22 protein-coding genes are annotated in these 23,935 nt (G+C 29.9%); 7 read left to right on the forward strand and 15 right to left on the reverse strand.

Annotation, left to right across the window (positions count from 1 at the left end; translation table 11 throughout):
* The 7 genes from mutL to lexA all read left to right on the forward strand — a co-directional run bounded on the left by mutL (nucleotide 1) and on the right by lexA (nucleotide 6,157).
* Nucleotides 1-1,842, forward strand: coding sequence for a DNA mismatch repair endonuclease MutL (gene mutL, locus CPG45_RS15745; RefSeq protein WP_096233089.1), 1,842 nt, complete (start codon nucleotides 1-3; stop codon nucleotides 1,840-1,842).
* Between the two features lie 10 nt (nucleotides 1,843-1,852).
* The gene (gene miaA / locus CPG45_RS15750) at nucleotides 1,853-2,803 is read left to right on the forward strand and encodes a tRNA (adenosine(37)-N6)-dimethylallyltransferase MiaA (protein ID WP_096233091.1); all 951 of its coding nucleotides are present in this window, start codon (nucleotides 1,853-1,855) and stop codon (nucleotides 2,801-2,803) included.
* A gap of 41 nt (nucleotides 2,804-2,844) precedes the next feature.
* On the forward strand, nucleotides 2,845-3,099 hold the full coding sequence (gene hfq, locus CPG45_RS15755) for an RNA chaperone Hfq (RefSeq protein WP_015311590.1): 255 nt from the start codon (nucleotides 2,845-2,847) through the stop codon (nucleotides 3,097-3,099).
* Between the two features lie 62 nt (nucleotides 3,100-3,161).
* On the forward strand, nucleotides 3,162-3,953 hold the full coding sequence (proC, locus tag CPG45_RS15760; protein WP_096233093.1) for a pyrroline-5-carboxylate reductase: 792 nt from the start codon (nucleotides 3,162-3,164) through the stop codon (nucleotides 3,951-3,953).
* Between the two features lies 1 nt (nucleotide 3,954).
* A complete protein-coding gene (gene rnhA, locus CPG45_RS15765) occupies nucleotides 3,955-4,419 on the forward strand; it encodes a ribonuclease HI (RefSeq protein WP_096233095.1) in 465 nt (154 codons plus the stop codon).
* A 67-nt stretch (nucleotides 4,420-4,486) separates the two neighbouring features.
* Nucleotides 4,487-5,473, forward strand: coding sequence for a tyrosine recombinase XerC (locus CPG45_RS15770; protein WP_096233097.1), 987 nt, complete (start codon nucleotides 4,487-4,489; stop codon nucleotides 5,471-5,473).
* A gap of 57 nt (nucleotides 5,474-5,530) precedes the next feature.
* Entirely contained in the window at nucleotides 5,531-6,157 is a 627-nt protein-coding gene (gene lexA / locus CPG45_RS15775) for a transcriptional repressor LexA (protein ID WP_096233099.1), read from the forward strand.
* A 27-nt stretch (nucleotides 6,158-6,184) separates the two neighbouring features.
* Here the strand turns inward: lexA and CPG45_RS15780 are convergent, their stop codons facing one another.
* The 15 genes from CPG45_RS15780 to CPG45_RS15850 form a co-directional block, all read right to left on the reverse strand.
* Complete coding sequence (locus CPG45_RS15780; protein ID WP_096233101.1) at nucleotides 6,185-7,471, reverse strand: methionine gamma-lyase family protein; 1,287 nt, start codon at nucleotides 7,469-7,471, stop codon at nucleotides 6,185-6,187.
* Between the two features lie 4 nt (nucleotides 7,472-7,475).
* Nucleotides 7,476-8,363, reverse strand: a complete 888-nt coding sequence (gene spoVK, locus CPG45_RS15785; RefSeq protein ID WP_096233103.1) for a stage V sporulation protein K — start codon at nucleotides 8,361-8,363, stop codon at nucleotides 7,476-7,478.
* Nucleotides 8,364-8,434: 71 nt separating this feature from the next.
* Nucleotides 8,435-9,730 carry an asparagine--tRNA ligase gene (gene asnS, locus CPG45_RS15790; protein ID WP_096233104.1) on the reverse strand — a complete coding sequence of 432 codons (1,296 nt, stop codon included), beginning with the start codon at nucleotides 9,728-9,730 and terminating at the stop codon, nucleotides 8,435-8,437.
* A 47-nt stretch (nucleotides 9,731-9,777) separates the two neighbouring features.
* Nucleotides 9,778-11,202 (reverse strand): adenylosuccinate lyase, encoded by a 1,425-nt coding sequence (purB, locus tag CPG45_RS15795; protein WP_096233106.1) that lies wholly within the window; start codon nucleotides 11,200-11,202, stop codon nucleotides 9,778-9,780.
* Nucleotides 11,203-11,220: 18 nt separating this feature from the next.
* Nucleotides 11,221-12,408 carry a pyridoxal phosphate-dependent aminotransferase gene (locus tag CPG45_RS15800; protein ID WP_096233108.1) on the reverse strand — a complete coding sequence of 396 codons (1,188 nt, stop codon included), beginning with the start codon at nucleotides 12,406-12,408 and terminating at the stop codon, nucleotides 11,221-11,223.
* Between the two features lie 26 nt (nucleotides 12,409-12,434).
* The gene (locus CPG45_RS15805) at nucleotides 12,435-13,283 is read right to left on the reverse strand and encodes a PHP domain-containing protein (RefSeq protein ID WP_096233110.1); all 849 of its coding nucleotides are present in this window, start codon (nucleotides 13,281-13,283) and stop codon (nucleotides 12,435-12,437) included.
* A 51-nt stretch (nucleotides 13,284-13,334) separates the two neighbouring features.
* On the reverse strand, nucleotides 13,335-13,595 hold the full coding sequence (locus tag CPG45_RS15810; protein ID WP_013297863.1) for a stage V sporulation protein S: 261 nt from the start codon (nucleotides 13,593-13,595) through the stop codon (nucleotides 13,335-13,337).
* Nucleotides 13,596-13,671: 76 nt separating this feature from the next.
* Nucleotides 13,672-14,451, reverse strand: coding sequence for a TIGR00282 family metallophosphoesterase (locus CPG45_RS15815; protein ID WP_096233112.1), 780 nt, complete (start codon nucleotides 14,449-14,451; stop codon nucleotides 13,672-13,674).
* 99 nt (nucleotides 14,452-14,550) lie between these two features.
* Nucleotides 14,551-16,101, reverse strand: a complete 1,551-nt coding sequence (gene rny, locus CPG45_RS15820) for a ribonuclease Y (RefSeq protein ID WP_096233114.1) — start codon at nucleotides 16,099-16,101, stop codon at nucleotides 14,551-14,553.
* A gap of 80 nt (nucleotides 16,102-16,181) precedes the next feature.
* On the reverse strand, nucleotides 16,182-18,743 hold the full coding sequence (locus tag CPG45_RS15825; RefSeq protein ID WP_096233116.1) for an AAA family ATPase: 2,562 nt from the start codon (nucleotides 18,741-18,743) through the stop codon (nucleotides 16,182-16,184).
* Nucleotides 18,740-19,960 (reverse strand): metallophosphoesterase family protein, encoded by a 1,221-nt coding sequence (locus CPG45_RS15830; protein WP_096233118.1) that lies wholly within the window; start codon nucleotides 19,958-19,960, stop codon nucleotides 18,740-18,742. Before CPG45_RS15830 ends, CPG45_RS15825 begins: the two co-directional genes overlap by 4 nt.
* Before the next feature lie 16 nt (nucleotides 19,961-19,976).
* Nucleotides 19,977-21,575 (reverse strand): ATP-binding protein, encoded by a 1,599-nt coding sequence (locus CPG45_RS15835; RefSeq protein WP_096233120.1) that lies wholly within the window; start codon nucleotides 21,573-21,575, stop codon nucleotides 19,977-19,979.
* Nucleotides 21,572-22,141 carry an HAS-barrel domain-containing protein gene (locus CPG45_RS15840; RefSeq protein WP_096233122.1) on the reverse strand — a complete coding sequence of 190 codons (570 nt, stop codon included), beginning with the start codon at nucleotides 22,139-22,141 and terminating at the stop codon, nucleotides 21,572-21,574. The genes CPG45_RS15835 and CPG45_RS15840 overlap by 4 nt, the downstream gene beginning before the upstream one ends.
* A complete protein-coding gene (locus CPG45_RS15845; protein WP_096233124.1) occupies nucleotides 22,138-23,304 on the reverse strand; it encodes a DNA double-strand break repair nuclease NurA in 1,167 nt (388 codons plus the stop codon). The genes CPG45_RS15840 and CPG45_RS15845 overlap by 4 nt, the downstream gene beginning before the upstream one ends.
* A gap of 1 nt (nucleotide 23,305) precedes the next feature.
* A complete protein-coding gene (locus tag CPG45_RS15850) occupies nucleotides 23,306-23,905 on the reverse strand; it encodes a RecX family transcriptional regulator (RefSeq protein WP_096233126.1) in 600 nt (199 codons plus the stop codon).
* Nucleotides 23,906-23,935 lie beyond the last annotated feature (30 nt).

The raw sequence follows: 23,935 nt of genomic DNA on the forward strand, positions 1-23,935 counted from the left end.
ATGAATAAAATACAACTCCTTGATGATACTTTAATAAATAAAATATCGGCTGGTGAAGTTGTGGAAAGGCCATCGTCAATCGTAAAAGAGCTTTTAGAAAATTCAATTGACGCTGGTAGCAAAAACATTACAATAGAAATAATGGAAGGTGGAATTCCTTACATTAAAATTACAGATGATGGTTGCGGCATGAATGAAATTGATGCTGTTTTAGCATTTGGAAGACATGCTACAAGTAAAATTAAGACAATAAATGATTTGTATAATATTGAAACACTTGGATTCCGTGGTGAAGCATTGGCGAGTATTTCGGCTGTTTCAAAGGTGTTATTAAAAACCAAAGAAGATAATTCGCTATATGGAACACAAATTAATATTGAAGGTGGCAAGATTATTAGTAAAACAAGATGCGGATGCCAAAAGGGTTGTATGATAGAAGTCAAAGATGTTTTTTACAACACTCCAGCAAGGAGAAAGTTTTTAAAACGTCCTTCGACAGAAGCAATGTATATTACTGATATAGTCTCTAAAATAGCTCTTTCACGGCCTGAAATATCTTTTAAATATATAAAGGACAAGAAATTTGAATTCATTACTACAGGAAATAATAGTATAGAGGATGTTATATTAAGGCTTTTTGGTAGAGATTTATATTCATCTTTGTTATCATCAAAATATGATAGTGAATATTTAAAAATGAATATATTTTTATGTAAGCCATCTTATACTAAATCAAATCGCAATATGCAAATATTATTTGTTAATGGGCGTTTTGTGAAAAACAAAGTTTATAATGCTGCTATTGATGAAGCATATAAGACATTAATACCCATAAATAGGTATCCTATTGTTATTACATATATTGATATTGACTCAAGACAAATAGATGTTAATGTACATCCTTCAAAAATGGAAGTCAAATTTTCAAACGATAAGGATATCTTTGATGCGATTTATAAAACTATAAAAGATGGTTTAAGTAAAACTAATTTAATTCCTAATGTTAAGTATGAAAAAAAATTTACTTTTGATAATATGGATAAAGAAGAAAAGATCGAACAGACTCAAATAAATACATTACCTAATGGTCAAAATCGAAATAATATTTTTATTACTAATGATCAAAATATTTTTAAATCAAATGCAGTAAAAATGCAAGATAATGCTACACAAAATAATATTGCATCAGAAAAAATCAATAATGAAAAAGTTTATGAAACAAATACAATTACTTATATTAAAGATTTTAATACATTACCAGATAATAAACAATTAGATTACAAAATTGTAGGTGTGCTATTTTCAACTTATATAATAGTTGAAAAGGACGATATGGCATATGTTATTGACCAGCATGCAGCACATGAAAGAATATTATATGAAAGATTTATGTCGAACTATAATAAAGTACAAGGAAAGCAGACGACAATGCCGATATTAATAAATATAGAACCAGGTGATGAAGAAATACTAAATGATAACAGGGATATACTCAATAGATTAGGTTATAAATTTGAGAATTTTGGTAATAATTCTATAATATTAAGAGAAGTACCAATAATATTAGGGCAACCAGAATCAAGGCAATTATTCATTGATATAATTGATAGACTGCGAGATAAAGACTTTGTGAACGATATTAGATTAAAAGAAGAAAATATTATTATGATGGCATGTAAAAAGGCTGTTAAGGCGATGGATAAACTATCAAATGAAGAAATGAATTCTTTGTTTAATGATTTAAATATAACAAAAAATCCGTATACATGCCCGCATGGTCGCCCTGTTATTGTTTCAATTAAAAAATGTGAAATAGATAAAATGTTTAAACGAATAATGTAGAGGTGGTTTAATGGCAATACCATTACTTATCATCGTAGGACCTACTGCGTCAGGAAAAACAAGATTGTCGGTAGAAATTGCGAAACACTACGATGGTGAAATTATTTCTGCCGACTCTATGCAGATCTATAAGAAAATGGATGTCGGGACCGCTAAAGTTAAAGAAGAAGAAAAACAAGGAATTCCTCATTATATGATAGATATAGTTGATCCAAATGTCGAATTTAGTGTTGCTGAGTATGAAAAAATGACAAAACCAATTATTGATAATATATACAATAGAGGCAAAATACCTATTGTAGTTGGCGGAACAGGTTTATACATAGACTCATTAATTTACACAATGAATTTTTCAGATTTTGTTAATAATCATGAATTTAGAAATGCATTAAAAAACATAGCAAGTGTTTATGGCAACGAATATTTGTTTAATAAATTAAAAAAAATAGATCCAATAGTTGCAAAAAAATTGCACCCCAATGATATAAGAAGGGTAATTAGGGCGCTTGAAGTGTATCAATTTACAGGCAAAACAATTTCACATTATCAAGAACAAAGTAGTAAGAGATTAAACACAAAATATAATCCAATAATGATAGGTTTAAATTATAGAGATAGAAACAAGTTGTATAAAAAAATTGATAATAGAGTAGATGAAATGATAAAAAATAATTTAGTAGATGAAGTGGTAAACTTGCTAAAAATAGGGTATAATAAGTATGATACTTCAATGCAAGCTTTGGGGTACAAAGAGTTTGTAGAGTATTTAGATGGTAAAATTACTCTTGATGAAGCTATTGAAAACTTAAAAAAAGGGACAAGGAGGTATGCAAAAAGACAAATAACCTGGTTTAAAAGCTATAAAATTATAAAGTGGTTCTATATAGACGATTTTTCTGATTTCGATGAACTAAAGAAAAATATTATTGATTATTTAGCAGGAAAATTAAAATTTAAGTAGAATATTAAATAATATTACAACATAAGAAGGGGGATGGCTCTATGAATCAAAAAGCAGCTATCAATTTACAAGATATATTTTTAAACCAGGTTAGAAAGGAACATATAGCAGTAACAGTATACTTGATTAACGGTTTTCAGTTAAAAGGAATGGTTAAAGGTTTTGATAATTTTACCGTTGTTTTAGAGACAGATAATAAACAGCAGCAACTTATCTATAAACATGCTGTTTCTACAATAACTCCTTTAAAACCTGTAATATTTACGACAACAGAAAAAGATGAAAAGCAACAGTAAGGAAAAAGAAAACAGTATTAGATAACTAATACTGTTTTTTAAAATCAGGAGGGTTTATAAAAATGAAAATAGGATTTATAGGAACAGGTAATATGGGAACTGCATTGATAAAGGGCATAATAAATTCAAAAATAGTTGATCCGCAATATATAAATGTTTATGATCCATCATCTGAAAAACTTTTAAAATTGAAGGATGAAACAAACGTAACTATTAAAGAAAATAATGTTGATGTTGCAAACGATAGTGATGTTATAATTTTAGCTATAAAACCAAATATATATGATTCGGTCTTAAATGAAATAAAAGACGCTGTAACAGATAATAAAATTATAATTATTATTGCACCGGGTATTACGATTGAAAGAGTCAGGGATATATTAAAAAAGGGAAAAATAATTCGCACTATACCAAATACACCAGCTTTAATTGGTGAGGGAATTACTGCTATATCATATCCGGATAATATTTCAGTTAATGATAAAGAAACAGTCGAAAATATATTTAAATCATGTGGAGAAATTATCGAAGTAAAAGAAAATCTAATAGACGCAGCAATGTCCGTTTCAAGTTGCAGTCCTGCTTTTGTTTACATATTTATAGAGGCACTTGCAGATGCAGGTGTTTCATTAGGTTTACCCAGAGATATTTCTTATAAACTTGCTTCAAAAGCAGTTTCTGGTTCAGGCAGTATGGTATTAAATACAGGGTTTCATCCAGGATATTTGAAAGATATGGTTACATCACCAGGTGGAACGACAATTCAAGGTGTTAGAATGCTCGAAAAGTATGGTATGAGAAGTGCAGTAATTGAAGCTATTATAGCATCATATGAGAAAGTTAAAAGGAAGTAAAATGGATATTGTTACGGAAGTAGATATATATACAGACGGAGCTTGCAGTGGGAATCCGGGTCCTGGCGGTTGGGGTGCAATATTAATTTATAAGGATATTCAAAAAGAAATATCAGGTTATGAGGAAAATACAACTAATAACAGAATGGAGTTAACAGCAGCTATAAAAGCATTAAGTCAGCTTAAAAAACCTTGTAAAGTCAATTTACATAGTGATAGTAGTTATCTTGTAAATGCTTTTAATCAAAAATGGATTGACAAATGGCAGAAAAGAAATTGGATAAAATCTGACAAGACGCTTGTAGAAAATAAGGACCTTTGGATGAAACTTTTAGAATTGACATCTTTACATGATGTTAAGTGGATAAAGGTTAAAGGCCATGCAGATAATGAATACAATAATAGATGTGACAAACTTGCAACAGATGAAATTAAAAAACACAACTATAAATTTGATAAAAATTAGTAAATCCAATTATACGAAATAACTATTTCGTATAATTGGAACTTTATAATACAGAGGAGAAATATCAATGGATCATGAAAATAATATATCTAATGAAATATTACCACCTATACTTGAAGAATTCCTTAATTACTTCTCCACTATCAAAGCAAGATCGCCTAATACAATAAAGGCGTATACATATGACCTAACATTATTTTTAAAGTTCATGAAAGTTAGAAAAAATTTAGCAAAGGATGCTAATTTTGATAATATAGATATTAGTGACGTTGATACCAACTTCATAGAATCAATCTGTTTAAATGACTTATATGCATATTTATCCTTTGTAGCAAATGAGCGTTCAAATACACCCCCTGCTCGCGCTCGTAAAGTAGCAAGCCTTAGGTCGTTTTATAATTATCTTTATACAAAGTCTAAAGTTATATCAAAAAACCCTGCACAAGAACTTGAATCACCTAAGCTTGGAATTAGACAACCGGTTTATTTGACACTAGATGAAAGCAAAAAATTACTCGATTCGATTGAGGGCCCATTTAAAGAACGAGACTATGCTATTATTACCTTATTTTTAAATTGTGGTTTAAGGCTCTCTGAGCTTGCAAATATAAATATAAATGATATAAAAGATGATAAATTAACCGTGATTGGTAAAGGCAATAAGCAAAGAACTGTATATTTAAATGATGCGTGTATAAATGCTATTAATGAATATTTAAAAGTAAGGCCACATGATAGCGTCAAAGATAAAAAAGCACTCTTTTTAAGCAAAAGATTACAGAGAATAAGTATAAAAACAATTCAATATTTAGTAAAAAAATATTTAAGAGATGCTAATCTAGATGGAAAAAAATATTCTACACACAAATTAAGGCATACAGCAGCTACATTAATGTATAGATATGGCAAAGTTGATATAAGAACACTCCAAAGGCTTTTAGGTCATTCAAATGTATCTACAACACAAATATATACGCATGTTGATGATGCTCAATTAAGAGATGCTGTTTATAAAAATCCTCTCTCAGAGATAAATCATGATAAAAAGAACTAATGTTTGATTTTTAATAAAATTATGTTATAATGTTTTTATACTGGGAGGGATTATAATATGAAAGACGATAAATCAAAAATAAGTCTAAAACAACAGGAAATTATTGATTTTATTAAAGAGGAAATAAATAGAAAGGGTTATCCACCATCTGTTAGAGAAATATGTAAAGCTGTTGGTTTAAAATCAACTTCAACAGTTCATGGACATCTATCAAGACTAGAGAAAAAGGGATACATAAGAAGAGATCCAACAAAACCGAGAGCTATTGAAGTTTTAAACAATGGAATACGAGAATTTAGTGATGTAATTAAGATTCCTGTTATTGGGAAAGTAACAGCCGGAACTCCAATTTTAGCTGTAGAAAATATAGATGAATACTATTCTATTCCGAGAGACCTTGTAAATGGATATGAATGTGAAAGTTTTATATTAAAAGTGCGTGGCGAAAGTATGATAAATGCAGGAATATTAGATGGTGATTATATTATAGTAAGAAGACAATCTTTCGCAGATAATGGTGATATTGTTGTAGCCTTAATTGATGATGAAGCTACTGTTAAAAGATTTTTTAAAGAAACTGACCATATACGTTTGCAGCCTGAAAACCCAACTATGGAGCCAATTATTGTAAATAATGTTATAGTACTTGGAAAAGTTACGGGTGTAATAAGAAAGCTCAAATAAAAGTATATACTTTTATTTGAGCTTAACTTATATCTTAATTAGACCTTTATTTGCCATATTACTAATTGCTATCATTAAACTTAGTTTTACTTGATAATACGATAATCCACCTTGCACATAAGCTGTATATGGCTTTCTTATTGGTGCATCTGCACTTAATTCAATAGATGACCCTTGTATAAAACCACCAGCGGCCATAATAACCTGATCTTCATATCCTGGCATATCCCAAGGTTCTGGTATTACATGTGAATCAACTGGCGACCCTTTTTGAATACTTTGTATAAATGTAATTAATTCATCTTTTGTATTAAATCTCACTGCCTGAACAATATCACTACGTTTATCATTATATTTTGGAAGAACATCATAACCCAGTATTTCCATAACTCTCGATAAAAGTATAGCACCTTTTAGAGCATTGCCTACAATTAAAGGTGACAAAAATAAACCTTGTAAAATCAAACGATTTATATTTAATGAAGGTCCAACCTTCTTGCCGATTCCCGGTGCGTACAATCTATATCCTGCTTTTTCAACAAGCTCTTTTTTACCTGCAACATAACCGCCTGTCGGAGATATTCCCCCACCGGCATTTTTTATAAGTGAACCAGCAATTATATCCGCTCCAGCTTCAATAGGTTCATATTCTTCAGTAAATTCTCCATAACAATTGTCAACAAACACTATAACATCTGCTTTTTTATTTTTAATTTTTGATATCGTATCTTTAATATCTTGTATTGACAGAGATTCCCTGAAATCATATCCTTTTGACCTTTGTATCATAACCATTTTCGTCTTATCACTTATATTATTAAGAAGTAAGTCTATGTCAATTTTTCCGCTAGATAAAAGTGGAATTTCTTTATATGATATACAATAGTCCTTTAAAGAACCGTTATTATCATTTCCCTTTCCTATTATCTCATCAAGTGTATCATAAGGTTTGCCACAAGCAGATATAAGCTCATCATTTGGCCTTAAATTAGAATATAGGCATAATGATATGGCATGGGTTCCTGAAACTATCTGAGGCCTTACTAAGGCGTCTTCAGCATTAAAAACATCAGCATATATTTTTTCAATTATGTCTCTTCCAATATCACCATATCCATATCCAGTTGTACCATTGAAATGAATATCACTTAATTTATTTTTCTGCATACTATATAATATTTTGTATTGATTGTTTTCGACAATAGTATCTACTTTTTTAAATTCTATTTTAACATCATCTTCTGCTTTTTCTAACAAAAAAATAACATCTTTTGAGATGTTGAAGCAGGCTTTTAATTTATTCTCATTTACCATTTTTTCAATCCTCTCTAATATCAATTGCATCGATAATCATTAAATCGTTCTTAGTAATTGTCCTTTTATTCATTATTCTAACTGCATGTTTTCTTATTGCTCTTTCAATAATATTTCTTACAAGTCTGGCATTGCCCATTTCTCTTGTTGTACTATCGTATATCAATGACTTCATAATTTTTCTTTTTGCATTATCAGTAAGTATATATTGTCTATTTTTTACCATCAATTCAGCTATTAATAATAGTTCATCGATTGTATAATCAGGAAAATCAATTTTGATAGGAAATCTCGACCTTAATCCTGGGTTTGTACTTAAAAAGTATTCCATTTCATCTCTATACCCTGCAAGGATCAATATAAACTTATCTTTATAGTCTTCCATGGCTTTAACAAGTGTATCTATGGCTTCTTTACCAAAATCTTTTTCCCCACCTCTGGCAAGTGAATATGCTTCATCAACAAATAAAATTCCGCCTAATGATTTTTTCACACTTTCTTGAACTCTATGTGCAGTATGGCCTATATATTCTCCAACAAGGTCAGCTCTTTCGACTTCAATTACATGGCCTTTCTCTAGGACTCCAATACCTTTCAATAGTTTACCAAGAATACGTGCAACAGTCGTCTTACCTGTACCGGGATTGCCTTTAAATACCATATGTAAGACTATTGGATCCGTAGATAATCCTTCTTTTTCTCTTCTTTTTTGCAATTGTTCTAATGCATATAGTTCATTTATAATTTGTTTTACTTTATTTAAACCAATTAAAGAGTCAAGTTCCTTTAATGCTTCTTTTTCGAGATTTTTATCATGATCAATATCATTTAAATCATATTTTGGCTTTTTTTCAAGTTTGAAATTATCAAGATGAATAGGCCACATTCCCATATGAATCACATCCCAATTTTATGTTTATATTATTTTATGATATTGGGATGTGAAATGTTCTTATTAATTGATTATGGACGAATCCTTGATAATGTTCTTGGGAATGGGATACATTCTCTTACATGTTCTATATTAGTTATCCATGCAACAGTTCTTTCGATTCCAAGTCCAAAACCGGAATGTGGTACAGATCCATATTTTCTCAAATCTATGTACCAGTCATATATATCTTCAGGAAGATTTTCTTCTTTTATTCTTTTAATAAGTAAGTCATAATCATGTATACGCTGACTGCCGCCAATAATTTCACCATATCCTTCAGGTGCTAGTAGATCAGCACACATCACTACTTCTGGTCTATCTTCCCTTGGTTGCATATAAAATGCCTTGCATTTTGCTGGATATTCCATCACAAATACTGGTTTTTCAAATTTATTTGACAAAAATGTCTCGTTTGGTGAACCTAAATCATTTCCCCATTCAATTGAATATCCATTTTCTTTTAGTATTTTAATAGCTTCATCATATGTAATCTTTGGAAATGGTGCTTTTATATTCTCAAGTTTACTAATATCCCTTCCAAGTTCTTTTAATTCATAGGATTTATTATTTAAGACTGATTGGACAATGTATTCAACAAGCTGCTCCTGTATTTCCATATTTTTATAATGATCTGTATACGCCATTTCAGGCTCAACCATCCAAAATTCGTTTAAATGTCTTCTTGTCTTGGATTTCTCTGCCCTAAATGTAGGCCCAAAGCTGTAAACTTTGCCAAAAGCCATGGCAGCCGCTTCTTGATATAATTGACCAGTCTGTGATAAATATGCATTTTCGCCAAAATAGTCTATTTCAAAAAGATCTGATGTACCTTCACATGTGGATGGTGTTATAATAGGTGAATCCACCCTTATAAAACCATTATTATTTAAAAACTCTTGAATCGCCTTTATAACTTCATGCCTTATAGAAAGTAATGCATGTTGTCTTGGTGTTCTAATCCATAAATGTCTATTATCAAGGAGAAAATCAACGCCATGTTCTTTTAATGATATAGGATAATCATTAAAAGCCATCTGCACTAATTTAACATCTAAAACTGTAAGTTCATAACCTGATGGTGCTCTTCTATCTTCTCTTACAATACCTGTTACAGAAATTGATGACTCTTGTGTTAGCTTTTCGCAAAGGTCAAAAACATCTTCTGAAACATCATTTTTGGCTACAACACCTTGGACGAAACCTGAGCCATCTCTTATTTGCAAAAATTTTATTTTACCACTTGATCTTTTATTGTACAACCATCCATTTATTACAATTTCTTTTCCTACAAAGTTTTTCATTTCATTTATTCTGATTTCATTCATTTATCATTCGAGCCTCCTATACACGTAAGATTATAGCATAAATATATTTATACTTCTATAACGGAATTTACATCTTCTATAACATTCTGTTTCAAAATTGGCTTTACTACATTATTTATATATTCTAAAGTTTGATTTTCTGCTCTACCTATAAATTTTTTGGGATCTAATAAGTTATCAATCTCCCTTTCAGTTAGATTAATTCTCTTATCATTTTTAAGGTAATCTAAGAGCATATTTTCTTCCCCATCTTTTATGGCTTCTTGTGCCTTTAGTGAATTAATCCTTATAACCTCATGTATTTCTTGTCTGTCTCCGCCTTTCATTACACATTCCATTAAAATTGTTTCTGTTGCCATAAAAGGCAGTTCATTCATAACATGTTTTTCAATTATTTTTTCGTTTACTTTAAGCCCAGATGCAACATTTAAATATAGATTAAGTACTGCATCTGTAGTAAGAAACATCTCTGGAATAACTATTCTTCTATTTGCCGAATCATCAAGTGTTCTTTCAAACCATTGTACAGATGATGTGATAGATGTATTTAACAAAGTTGTTATTATATATCTGCATAATGAGGCCATCCTTTCACATCTCATCGGGTTGCGCTTATATGCCATTGCTGACGAACCCACTTGTTTTTCTTCAAAGGGTTCTTCTATTTCTTTTAAATGTTGTAATAGTCTTATATCATTGCTAAATTTATGGGCACTTTGTGCTATACCGCTTAATACAGTAAGTAGCATAAAATCATATTTTCTTGTATATGTTTGACCAGTAACATCAAACACTTTATTAAAACCCATTTTTTTCGCAACAAGTTTATCAAGTGCTTTGACTTTTCCTTCATCACCATTAAAAAGTTTCATGAAACTTGCTTGTGTACCTGTAGTACCCTTAACACCTCTTAGTGCCATATTTTTAAGCCTATAGTTTAAATCTTCATAATCTAGTATCAAATCTTGAATCCACAGACACGCTCTTTTCCCAATTGTAGTCAATTGGGCAGGTTGAAAATGAGTAAATCCCAATGTTGGAATGTCTTTATATTTTAATGCGAAATCAGAAAGCACATCAATAACTTTTAGTAATTTATTTTTTATTAATTTAAATGCTCTATCCATTAAAATGATATCTGTGTTATCATCTACAAATGCTGATGTTGCACCAAGATGGATAATGGGTTTTGCTTTTGGGCATTGAATGCCGTATGCTCTTATATGTGCCATGACATCGTGACGCAATTCTTTCTCAAATTTTTTAGCATCTTCGTAATTTATGTCATCAATGTGGTTTTCCATTTCTTTAATTTGTTCATCAGTAATATTTAAGCCCAATTCTTTTTCACTTTTGGCAAGTGCAATCCATAGTTTTCTCCATGTTTTAAATTTTTCATCATCTGAAAATATTTCAGCCATTTCTTTACTTGCATAACGTGTTATTAAAGGATTTTCATATAAATTAGACATTTTTTACCTCCATTGTTTTTATATATTATTTAAAACATCATCGATTCTACTAAGTCCCTTTTCAATATTTTCAATTGATGTAGCATAAGATAATCTGATGTAATTATCTACTCCAAAGGGTAAGCATGGAATGACCGCGACATTTGCTTTCTCTAAAAGAAAATTAGCAAAATCAATTGAACCATTAATTATTATGCCGTCAATATTTACGCCTATATAATTGCTTATATTAACCATAACATAAAATGCACCTTGCGGTTTGTTGCATTTTAATCCCTTAATTTTGTTTATTCTTTCGACCATAAAATTTCGTCTTCTATCAAATTCTTTAACCATACTATTTATTATGTCATTGTCAGATCTCAAAGCTTTGATGCTTGCATACTGCGCAATCGAATTAGGATTTGAAGTTGTATGACTTTGTATATTACCTATTAATTTTGCTATATTTCGATCTGATGCTGAATAACCGATTCTCCATCCTGTCATAGCATAAGCCTTGGACATACCATTAATAACAATTGTCAATTTTTTTATGTCATCATTAAAAGAAGCTATGCTAACATGTTTTCCTTCATATATGAGCTTTTCATATATTTCATCAGATATTACAAATATGTTGTGCTTTATAGCAATATTTGCGATATTTTTAAGTTCCATTTCGCTATATACTGTCCCTGTAGGATTATTAGGGCTATTGATTATAATAGCTTTTGTTTTATTATTAATTGCCATTTCTAATTGTTCTTCTGTTATTTTAAAATCATTAGAAGCATCTGTATCAATAAAAACGGGAATACCATCAGCTAATCTAACCATCTCTGGATAACTAAGCCAATATGGAGATGGTATTATTACCTCATCTCCAGGGTTTAGAATTGCACATAATGCATTATATATCGAATGCTTTGCGCCATTAGATATAACTATCTGTGATGGATCATATAATAAATTATTATCTTTTTTTAATTTTTCCGATATAGCTTCTTTTAATTCAAATATACCTGATGCGGGAGTATATTTTGTAAAGCCCTTATCTATAGCTTCAATAGCTGCTTTTTTTATATAATCAGGTGTTTGAAAATCTGGTTCGCCAGCCCCAAAACCTATAACATCAATTCCTCTTGATTTCATTTGATTTGCTTTTGCAGTTATCTCTAATGTCATAGATGGAGCTATTTTTGATGCTTTTTCCGATAAATTCATTTGTCCACCTCCTGATATTATATTTATTATTTTAACTTATTTTTAATATTATTTCTATATTTTCGATTAGCTTCTTTTAATTTTTCAACATAACTATAATCAAGCTTAATTGTTCCTAATAAATTTTTTCCATCAAGTTCAATGCCGTGAAAATCAGATCCACCTGTAATTAAAAGGTTATTTTTTTCGGCATAATTTTTATAAAACAACGTATCTGACTCGCTATGTTTAGAATGAAATACTTCTATTCCCTTTAATCCGTTTTTAATTAATGAATCGATAATATTATTGTCTTTTAAGAGTCCTGGATGTGCTAAAACCGGAATTCCGCCAGACTCTAAAATCAATTTTATAGATTTAAAGGGATGCAATCTATATCTTTCAACATATGCAGGGCAAGCATCACCTATATATCTATCGAAAGCTTCCTTTACGCTTCCAACATAACCACCTTTCACAAGTGCTCTTGCAATATGTGGACGGCCTATAAATCTTTCATTAGTAAATGATAATACATCATTATATGATATATTAATTCTTAGTTCATTCAGCTTATTAATTATTTTTTTAGCTCTTAAAATACGAGAATCACTTATACTTTTTAGCTCATTTAAGAAATTTTCATTTTTGTAATCTATGAAATATCCAAGTATATGAACGTCTTGATGTCCATCAAAAGAATTAATTTCAATACCTGGAATAAGTTCGATATCATACATTATTGAAGCTGATTTAGCTTCATCAATTCCACTTACTGTGTCATGGTCTGTAAATGCGATAGCACAAAGTCCATTTCTTTTTGAAAGTTTTACAACATCTTTGGGTTTATTTGAGCCATCAGATTCCGTTGAATGTATATGTAAATCCGCAAACATATAATTCACTCCAATCATATATACTTAAAAACAACCTGCAAAGCAGGTTGTTTATCTTGGTTCTACAATTAACTTTATAGCTGTCCTTTCTTCGCCATCGATTTCAATGTCCGTAAAAGCCGGTATACAAATCAAATCAATACCCCCTGGTGCAACAAATCCTCTCGCAATTGCTACTGCTTTTATTGCCTGATTTAATGCACCCGCTCCTATTGCCTGTACTTCAGCCCCACCACGTTCTCGTAAAACTCCCGCCAGTGCACCTGCTACTGAATTTGGATTAGACTTTGCTGAGACCTTTAAAACCTCCATCATTTATCCCCCTTTTAATATATCGAATACATTATGTATATTCTACAAAAATATTAAAAATCCTTCTTTTTTAAAACTATGTATAATTTTTGTTAATTCTATAAATATCAGTACATTTTCCACTAACTTCATCGATTTTAACAACAATCCCATTTATCTGTGCTGGACCTTTAGCCAAATCAAATTTTACAGGTATAGAAGATGTAAATTTTTGAATTATTCTTTCTTTATCCATACCAAGTATTGAATCATATGGACCTGTCATTCCAACATCGGTTATAAATGCTGTACCTTCAGATAGTATTTTCTCATCTGCGGTTTGTACATGTGTATGTGTTCCATAAACACATGATACCCTGCCATTGAGAAAATGCCCCATTGCAATTTTTTCTGATGTTGCTTCGGCATGAAAATCTATAATTATAATATTTGTAGATTCTCTTAAAGCATTAACTTCTTGTTCTGCAATTAAAAATGGGTTTCTATTGCATGGCATAAAAACTGTTCCTTGCAAATTTATGATTCCGACTTTCATATCATTTATATTCAAAAGAGATGATCCTCTTCCAGGGGTATTTGGTAAGTAATTAGCAGGCCTTATAATTCTTTTCTCATCGTCAATAAAATTAAAAATATCCTTTTGATCCCATACATGATTTCCCATTGTTAATGCTGATATACCGATTTCGAACAATTCATCTGCAACTTTTCGCGTTATTCCATTGCCACCTGCAGCATTTTCTGCATTAGCAATAACGAGATTTATTTCATTTTCTGCTATTATACCTTTCAGTTTATCTTTTAAAATATTCCTTCCAGTTCTTCCTACTATATCACCTATAATAAGGGTGTTCATATATACCTCCACATTTAATATATTAGTATTATTATATTACAATAATTATAATTTATTTATAAATCTAAAAGCGTGCATTTGCACGCTTTTTTTTCATATTCATTTTGCATAGTCAACAGCAACAGTTTCTCTAACAACTATAACTTTTATTTGTCCAGGGTATTCTAACTCTTCTTCAATTTTCTTTTTAATATCACGGGCTAATAAAACCGTCGATTCATCATTAACAACTTCTGGCTTTACCATTATTCTGATTTCACGCCCGGCCTGTATCGCATATGATTTTTCGACTCCATCAAAGGAATTTGCAATTTCTTCTAATTTATCAAGACGCTTTAAATATGATTCAAGTGTTTCACGCCTTGCACCAGGTCTTGCCGCAGATATTGCATCTGCAGATTGCACCAATACTGCCTCAACGGTCTGTGGTTCAACATCATTATGATGTGCCATTATAGCATGTATAACATCATTAGATTCGTGATATCTCTTTGCTAACTCTGCACCTATCATAACATGGGGTCCTTCTACCTCATGGTCGACAGCTTTACCAAGGTCATGCAGTAAACCAGCCCTTTTTGCTATATTAGCATCTGCACCAAGTTCATATGCCATAAGTCCAGCTAAATGTGCTACTTCTATAGAATGTTTTAATACATTTTGACCATAACTTGTTCTAAACTTAAGTCTACCAAGCAATTTAATTATCTCAGGATGCAAACCATGCACACCTGTCTCAAATGTCGCTTCTTCGCCAGCCTTTACAATTACATTATCGACTTCTTTTTTAGCCTTTTCTACCATCTCTTCAATTCTTGCTGGATGTATCCTTCCGTCTTCTATTAATTTTTCTAAAGCTATTCTTGCAACTTCTCTTCTTATCGGGTCAAACCCTGAGATTACGACAGCTTCCGGTGTATCGTCAATAATTAAATCAATACCGGTAAGTGTTTCAAGGGTTCTAATATTTCTGCCTTCACGTCCTATAATCCTACCCTTCATTTCATCATTTGGTAATGCGACAACAGAAACGGTAGTTTCAGCCGCATGGTCAGCTGCACATCTCTGAATAGATGTAGCTATTATTTCTCTTGCACGTCTCTCCGCTTCTTCCTTAGCTTTTGCTTCTATATCCTTTATCATTAAAGCAGCTTCATGGGATATTTCATTTTTAACATCGTTTAACAAAATGTTTCGTGCTTCATCTCTCGTTAATTCTGATATTCTTTCTAATTCTTCAACTTCCTTTTGATGCATCGACTTTATTTCTTCTTCTAAATCATTAATTTCCTTTTGCTTTCTTTCAATCAAAGCATCTTTTTGCTCTAACGTTTCTGCTCTCCTATCAAGAGATTCTTCCCTTTGTATTAAACGCCTTTCTAATCTTTGCAGTTCTCCTCTGCGATCTCTTACTTCCTTTTCTAGCTCTGTTCTCTGTTTGTGAATTTCTTCCTTTGCTTCCAGCAGCAACTCTCTCTTTTTATTTTCACCATCTTTTTTGGCATTTTCCAAAATAGTATGTGATAATTCTTCTGCACTTTTTATTTTGGATTCTGCTATAAATTTTCGTATAAAATATCCAATAAAAAGACCAATTGCTACAGCAATTAATACAATTATAGCTAAAATTAATGGACTAATGTTGTTAATATGCCTACACCTCCTTTGTAGATACTCATTTTATATTTTAGTCCTCTTTCAAAATTATGTCAAGTTAAGCGAATTCTCAATCATGCATAAATTATATGTGAGCCATTTTCATCCTTTGTAATTTCTATTGTATATGGAAAGATATCTTTAAATTCATCGATATGTGTTATGACAACTACCAATTCAAACTCATCCTTTATCATATTAATAACGTCTATAATGTTCTGACGCCCTATTTTATCTTGAGATCCAAAGCCTTCGTCTATTATTAATGTTTGTAACTTAACACCCGCTCTTTTTGATAACAATTTTGATAAGGCAATTCTCAATGCAAAATTTATTCTAAAAGCTTCACCACCACTATAAAGTTCATATTTTCTTTTACCAAGCTCGTCGGAGATTTCTATATCAAGTGTTTCTTGCACTGAACCACTTTTGTTAGTTTTTTGTGTTATTAAACTTACATACATTTTTCCGTCTGTAAGTTTTGCAAGTAAATTATTCGCTGTATCTTCAAATTCAGGTAATGCATTCTCTATTATAAGAGCTTGTATTCCTTTTTTGCTAAAAGAATATTCTAAAATTTCATAATAATGCCTTTCTTTTAAGTTTCTATCTCTTTCTTTTTTTAACTCATTAATTTTTATTTCTATATTTTCGATGTTTTTTATTTTATCTAATATAGAGGTAAGTCTTACATTTATATCTAAATAATCCTTATTTGCCTTCTCAATTTTGTTTTTTAAATTTTTAATATCGTTAACTAGATTATCATAACCCTTGCTTTGTTCTTTAAAATACTCCATTGTTTTTTTATCATTATTAAGATTTTCCCTGTATATATTGATATTTTTTTTATAAGTATCATATGTATTTTTGTGATCCTCAATATTTTGTTTAGATATACTGAGCCTTTCCATTAATTTTTCGTAATTTTTGTATTTTTCATATTTATCTTTTGTCTCTTTATACAATTCAAGAGAAAAATTTAACTCCAATAACATATTATCTATATATTTGAGCTTGTTTTTTTCATCATTTGCATAATCGTTATTATTTAATATATTTGTAAGTTCTTTGATATTGCTATCTAATTCCTTTAATTTGACCAATGTACTATCTTTCTCTGAAAGATTATTTTTTATCGTAATTATGTTTATATTTAATTTATCTTTTTGCTTTTGTAAAATTTTTAATTTTGCTCTATCATTTTTAAGTTTTTTTAATTCATCTTGTAAATGAATTCCTAAATCTTTTATCTTAATAATTTGTTTTTTATAATTATTTATTTTTTCTGTAAAGTCATTTAGCAAATTATTTTTTTTATCATCGTCAAGTGGTGAATTGCAAACAGGGCAAGTAGCATCAGTATTTGATATTGTGGTGTAATTTTCTTTAAGTTCATCTATCTTTTTATTATAACTGTTAAATTCTGCCTTTAATTCCGCTAATTTTTCATTGTATTCTTGAATTTTTTCCTCATTTTTTAATAAATCATCATCGATAGAATCAAATTCTTTCATTTTTTCTTCAAGAGCCTTTAATTCCTCACCATCTGCTTCTAACTTTTTATATTTATCAAGTGTTTCATTGTATTTAATCTTTAAATTGTTAAGCAAAAGTTCGTTTTCTCTTCTAATTATATTTATCTTATTTTTTATATTTATTTTTTCTTTTTCAAATTCATTAAATTTAATATATTTAGCATCAAGTTCCTCTAATTGATCCTGAAGTGATTTAAAAATATTATATCCATTTACTATTTCATCTTCTTTATTTAATAGTTCTTTTAATTCTCTTATTTTATTTTCAAGATCTATTATCATACTATCATATTCTGATATAACTTTTTCATCTAATTTAATTCTTTCACTGTATTCCTTATATTTAATTAATATATCATCCATCTTACGTTTATTTTCTTGCAATATGTCCATTTCCTTAGTTAAATTATCTATTTCAATTTTTTTGTTATTATATTTTTGAGATAGTTCTACTTTTTGATTTATTATTTCATCTTTGTTTTCAATTTCTTTTAGGTATAATTTTAACTGCTCATCAATTATAGCAATATTCTTCTCGTATTCACTTCTTTTCATCTTAGCTTTTTCTTGTAACTTATCATATATATCTAAGCCTAATACTTCAGAGAATATTTGTTTTCTCTTTGTTGGATCAGCTTCCGAAAAGAAGCCAGACTTATTTTGTGGCATAAACGATGATGACACAAAAGTGTCATAATCAAGCATAATGGTATTTTCAATTTTTTCTTTTGTATCTTCAATCTTCTCCTGCGTTAATGATTTTAATGTTCCATCATCATTTATTATATTAAATTCCAAAATAGAATTAGAATTTCTCTTTTTCTTTCTCAAAATTCTGTATTTAGTATTATCTATTTTAAATAGAAATTCGACTTCCATTTCATCGGCACCTATTCTTATAAGGTCATCACTACCTCTTCCTGCAGCATCTAGTCCTCTTGCTCTCCCCCAAATGCACCAGGTAATCGCATCCCATAGAGAAGATTTTCCATTTCCATTTTGGCCTATAATTACAGCAACATGAAACCGAGTAAAATCCATCGTTTCATATTCTGAGTATGACATGAAATTTTTTAAAGTAAGTTTAAGTGGTATCATTTGCTGTTCACCTCTTCTCTTAACTCTTTATATAAAATATTTGCTCTTTTAATTAGCTCATCTTTATCGACATCTAAATCAATAGATAAAAAGTATTTTGAAAGTGCATCTATTGGGTTAAGGCGTTCATTTACTTCAGGATTTCTTAATGAGCCTTTATCGATATCAAAGTCCCTTTTAATACCAACAAAATGATAACATTTTTGCAATAATAATTTATTTATTTCCCTATATCTTATGTGTTTATCAATTTCTTTTGTGGTTTTTATGTTTAGTCTGACGATAGAATCACTTAGATCTAATGATTTTATTCTTTCTAATATATCTTCTGTCGGCGTATCACTTTCAACATCGATTTTTATTGTTTTGAATGGCCTTGAATTTGTACTTATAAATTTATGTGTTACATTATCACCGTCTATAATAACATGACAAAACCCTTTTTCGTCTTTCTCTTCTCCAAAATCAATCTTTTCAATGCTACCACTATATACTGTAAGTGGCATATCCCATACAACTTGGTACTTGTGTATGTGACCGAGCGCAATATATTTATACTGAGGCCTTGCAATAACACTTATTGGAACTATAATATCATCACCTATCATAATACTCTTTTCACTACTTGTTACGGCCCCCGTTACAGAAAGATGGACTGACAATACAGATGGTATAGATGGATTAAGCTTTGATGTCAGTATACTTAAAATACTGTCTATTTTTTCGACCATTTTCTTATTAATTTCATCTATACTTAAATTTTTACTATCTTCTAATTTTAATAAAAAGCTTTTGGGAAAATATGGCAGACACGCAATTTGTATTGGGCCATTTTTCGTATTTATTAGAAAGATATTGGGTTTATTTGCTACATAAACATTATTAACTTCCAATATCTTATAAATATCAAACGCTCTAGCTTTTGAATCAGAATTTGGTTGATCATGATTACCATTATTTATTACTACAGGTATTTTTAGTGATAGCTTCTTTATCCTTTTTGCTAATTCTCTTTGCTGAGTTGGATTTGGTTCCCTCGATTTATACATATCACCCGATATTATCGCTATATCACAATTTTCTATAGAATAGTCAACAAACCTATCAAAAGCATTTAAAAAATCCTCGAGTCTTGTATTCATTCCGGTTTCTTTATCAATAGTTCCATAATTTTCAATACCAATGTGTATATCCGCTGCATGTGCTATATTAATCATAGAAATTCCCCCTATGTCAATCTGGAAAAAGTTCGTCTATCTTCTCCTTTTTCATTAAATCTAAAAAAGGTTTATCAATAAATTCATCACCATTAAAAGGTGATATTTCTTTATAAAATTCTTGATCGTAATTTCTTGTTTTAATAACTACTGGCATTGGAACTGCATGTCCTAAAATTAATGCTTGTTGTTTTTGGTCAAGGCTTGCTAATACATTTCGTAATTTACTGGCATTATTAACACCAGATAAAAATGAGCTTATATCATTGTCATCTTCAAGTCTACATGTAATCTTAGTGCCTATCTGTGACATTACTTCAGAATCAATCTGTGATGTTCTTTGATCAACAATTAATAGAGTAACATTGTATTTTCTCATTTCTCTTGCAATTTCACCCATTGTAGTTTCCTTAGATATTGATGGGTCCAAGAATCTATGGGCTTCTTCTATTGTTATAACTAGCGGTATAGGGCCTTTACTATTATTTGCAATGGACTCTTCTGTTTTTTTTACATACATATCGTGTATATGCCGAGTTATAATATTTGCTACTAGCATGTATCCAAGTGTCGAAACACTTCCAAATTCTATAACAACATTTATTCCCTTTTGTAAAAAATCCATGATTTGTTTTATACTGTCTGTTGGAACAATATTCATTAAAAACGGCAATTTAATTAGCCTCTCAAGTTTTCTTCTTAAAGCCTGTAATGAACTTTCATTTGCGCCTATTTCCTTGGCATATTCTTCCATATCGGCTGCATCAATATTTATGAAATTATAGAGCCAATTTTCTTTTTCTTTTTTCATTATTTGATAAATACTTTCTAGTGCAGTGCTATTTAAATTTAACATTGAATTTAAAAGCATAATATCATCAGGTGTAATTTGATTATAAGCAATATTTAATATGCCATCTATAGGAACATGCCTACGTAATGAAGATTCCCTATCAAGAGTGAAAATCGCAACTTGACTACCAAATAGCTGTTTTAAACCTTTTACATTCGTGCTTCCCTCTTTTTTAGCTCCATAACCATATTCATTATGTGCATCAAAGATAAGACTTACAGCAGCCTTCGACTTAGCAAGGCCTGATAATAAAAGCCTTGTTAAATATGTTTTACCAGTTCCAGCCCTTCCAAAAACACCCGTACTGCGTTCGACAAGCTTTTTTAAATTTATACATATAGGTATATCCATTTCCGGTGGCGTTCCTATATAAAAATTTTCGTCTGAAGGTTCACCAAAAACTGCATATATATCAGTTTTATCAGCGTCTTTTGCATGGGAACCATAGGCTGGTATTGATTTTACAGTTAAAGCATTTTGATTTTCATCAACCTGAATCATTGGGGAAAGTGTAACAACACCATATACTCCAGTACCATCTATTATTTTTTCATCAATTTCGTTATCTACATCGGCTCCATCTACCATGATTTGAGGATTTACAGCCTCATATTTTATATCTGTTACCATACATAAATATTTATTCTTTTTTCCCTGAATTACAACAAAATTGCCTACTTTTACATCTTCTATAAGACTTCCTTCTGAAAGCTTAATGTCAAGACCAGATGAGATTGATCCTCTAAAAAGTTTACCATTCATAAATTACACATCCTTTTGATAGTTATAAATCTGTCAAAATCATTTTTCAAAAATCTTATTAATTCTTTACCGACCTTTATTAGATATGAATCTTTGTCATCAGAGATATAAGATAAATTTCGTATTGCAGCAGCAACAAGTTCATCTTCGATACCTGTTTTTCCATTTAATATATATTTTACAAAATTTAAATCTTCTTTTATATCTATTAAATCATCATTATCACAGGCATACGCGAATGTGTGTATCTTAGCGGGTTTTGGTGGTATTATACCCATATATTTATCTCTTCTGTAACCTATTATTTGTACATCAAAATATGTATGCATTAGCTCAAATATTTGTGGTTGCTGCATTTTAAGCTCTTCTTCAGAAAGACCAAAAGCAACTGGCCTCCTTGTCTGATCTTCACTCATCGTAGAAACATTATATACAATACCATATATAGTTATATCATTGGATATGGCTTTTACAAAACTTCCAAAATCAGGGCTTTCATCTAATTTTACAGATTGGCATGTGAATCCTAAGGTGTTTGTTTCTATTATTTCGCCAATGTGGTTCATAAGATACCACTCCTTTTTCTCTGTGATTTATACGAGCGGGATACCTTAATTCCATTTTTAATACATATATTCGATAGCATGTTATAAAACATATCCCTTTCAGAACCTGTAACAACTGCTTGTTCATGGGCCTCTTGTAATGATATAGGATATCCCTTTCCCTTTTGTGCCTGGTCATAACATATGTAATGTATTAAATCTAAATAATTTGCATCATTTGCTGCCCATAATGGTAGTTCTATTCTCGCAACTTCACTCCCTATATTTAAATAAAAGAATGCTATCTTATGTTTGCCATAATTCTCAAGTATGTGGGATGTACTTAAAAATAGTGGAGACCTTTCACCATCTTTTAATATCTTTGAAAATATATTTACATCATTAATTTTTGTAATACCACTACACGGCAAATCCCTATCATTTTTTAAATAAATACAGTTATTGCAGTTAACAATATCCTGTGGGCATAAAGAGATGTGAAGCATATTAATAAAATCATTGCTTTTAGGTGAACTAATATATCCTACAATAGGCGTATTTAAATCCAGTGCTGTATCAAAAGCCTTTAATATGTTTTTAATTATAAATTGTTCGTTTGTATCGCCTTGAACCATCCATTCAATCAAAGTTCCATCTATAAAAGCTATCTTATTACCAGCTTTTATTTCCTTAATGCATTCTACAACTTTATCATATTCCATAATAGTTCTTTTAAATGTAATATCCTTTGGTGTAATTAACATTTTTATTCCATTAAAATCTTTAAACAAATCTTCATCATCAAAAAATAATGTTGGTTCAGATTGCATTTTTGCATATGAATTTCTTCCATAACTAAATATAACATAGCCAATATTGATTAAATAGCATAACTTGATTTCATGCCTATCGGGCATAATTTGAGATCCGTCAACAGCTAAAACGCTATAATCTGATGATAATTTCGGTACAGATCTTATATTATCTAAATTTTCTAAAGGAATTGCTGTAAGCCATGAAGTATTACTCGATTCTATTTTTTTTATTAATTCTTTTTCACTACCTACTATTTTATTAAATTCATTTAGAGCCTTTTTTACATCATCTATTAATTCACTGTATAAGTTTTTTTCATTTTTTATTAAAGAGTTTATCATAGGTAATAATTTATTACTATTTAGCAATTTAGTTAACCTCCTCATCTGTGAGGACTTTATTTATATCATCTATTTTAAAACCACTTCTATATAGGTAATTTTTTATTTTTATAATGTCGTTATTGTTCTTAAATTTTTTATTGATAATTTTCTTTATTGTACCTATTTCATCAACATATAAATCCTCAAGCTTTTTTTTAATGAGAGTCGATTCTATTCCTTTCCGTATTAATTCATTATATATTCTATACTTGCTATAAAGCTTATCTTTCTTTTCCTGTATATATAGTTCTGTATAATATGCATCGTTTATATAATTTAACTCTCTTAATTTTAATAAAACATTGTTTATAGCTGATTCATTATAATCCTTAGACCTTAATTTGTCTATTAATTCTTTTTCTGTTCTCATAGAGTATGAAAGATATTTTAATGCTTCTTTATAGGCGCTTTTTTCTAAAATATAGTTTACATAATATTTATATTGTTCATCATTTATTTCTTTTCCTTCTTTTAAATCAAATTCTATAATCTCGTAAATAGAAACAGAAAAAGCATATTCATTATCTATATAGATATTAAATCTTTTATCGCTCTTTTTTTGCCTTTCAATAGTTGTAATTATCATATCATCACATCACCCTTTATAGAAAAATAA

It is taken from the genome of Thermoanaerobacterium sp. RBIITD (assembly GCF_900205865.1).
GTDB lineage: Bacteria > Bacillota > Thermoanaerobacteria > Thermoanaerobacterales > Thermoanaerobacteraceae > Thermoanaerobacterium.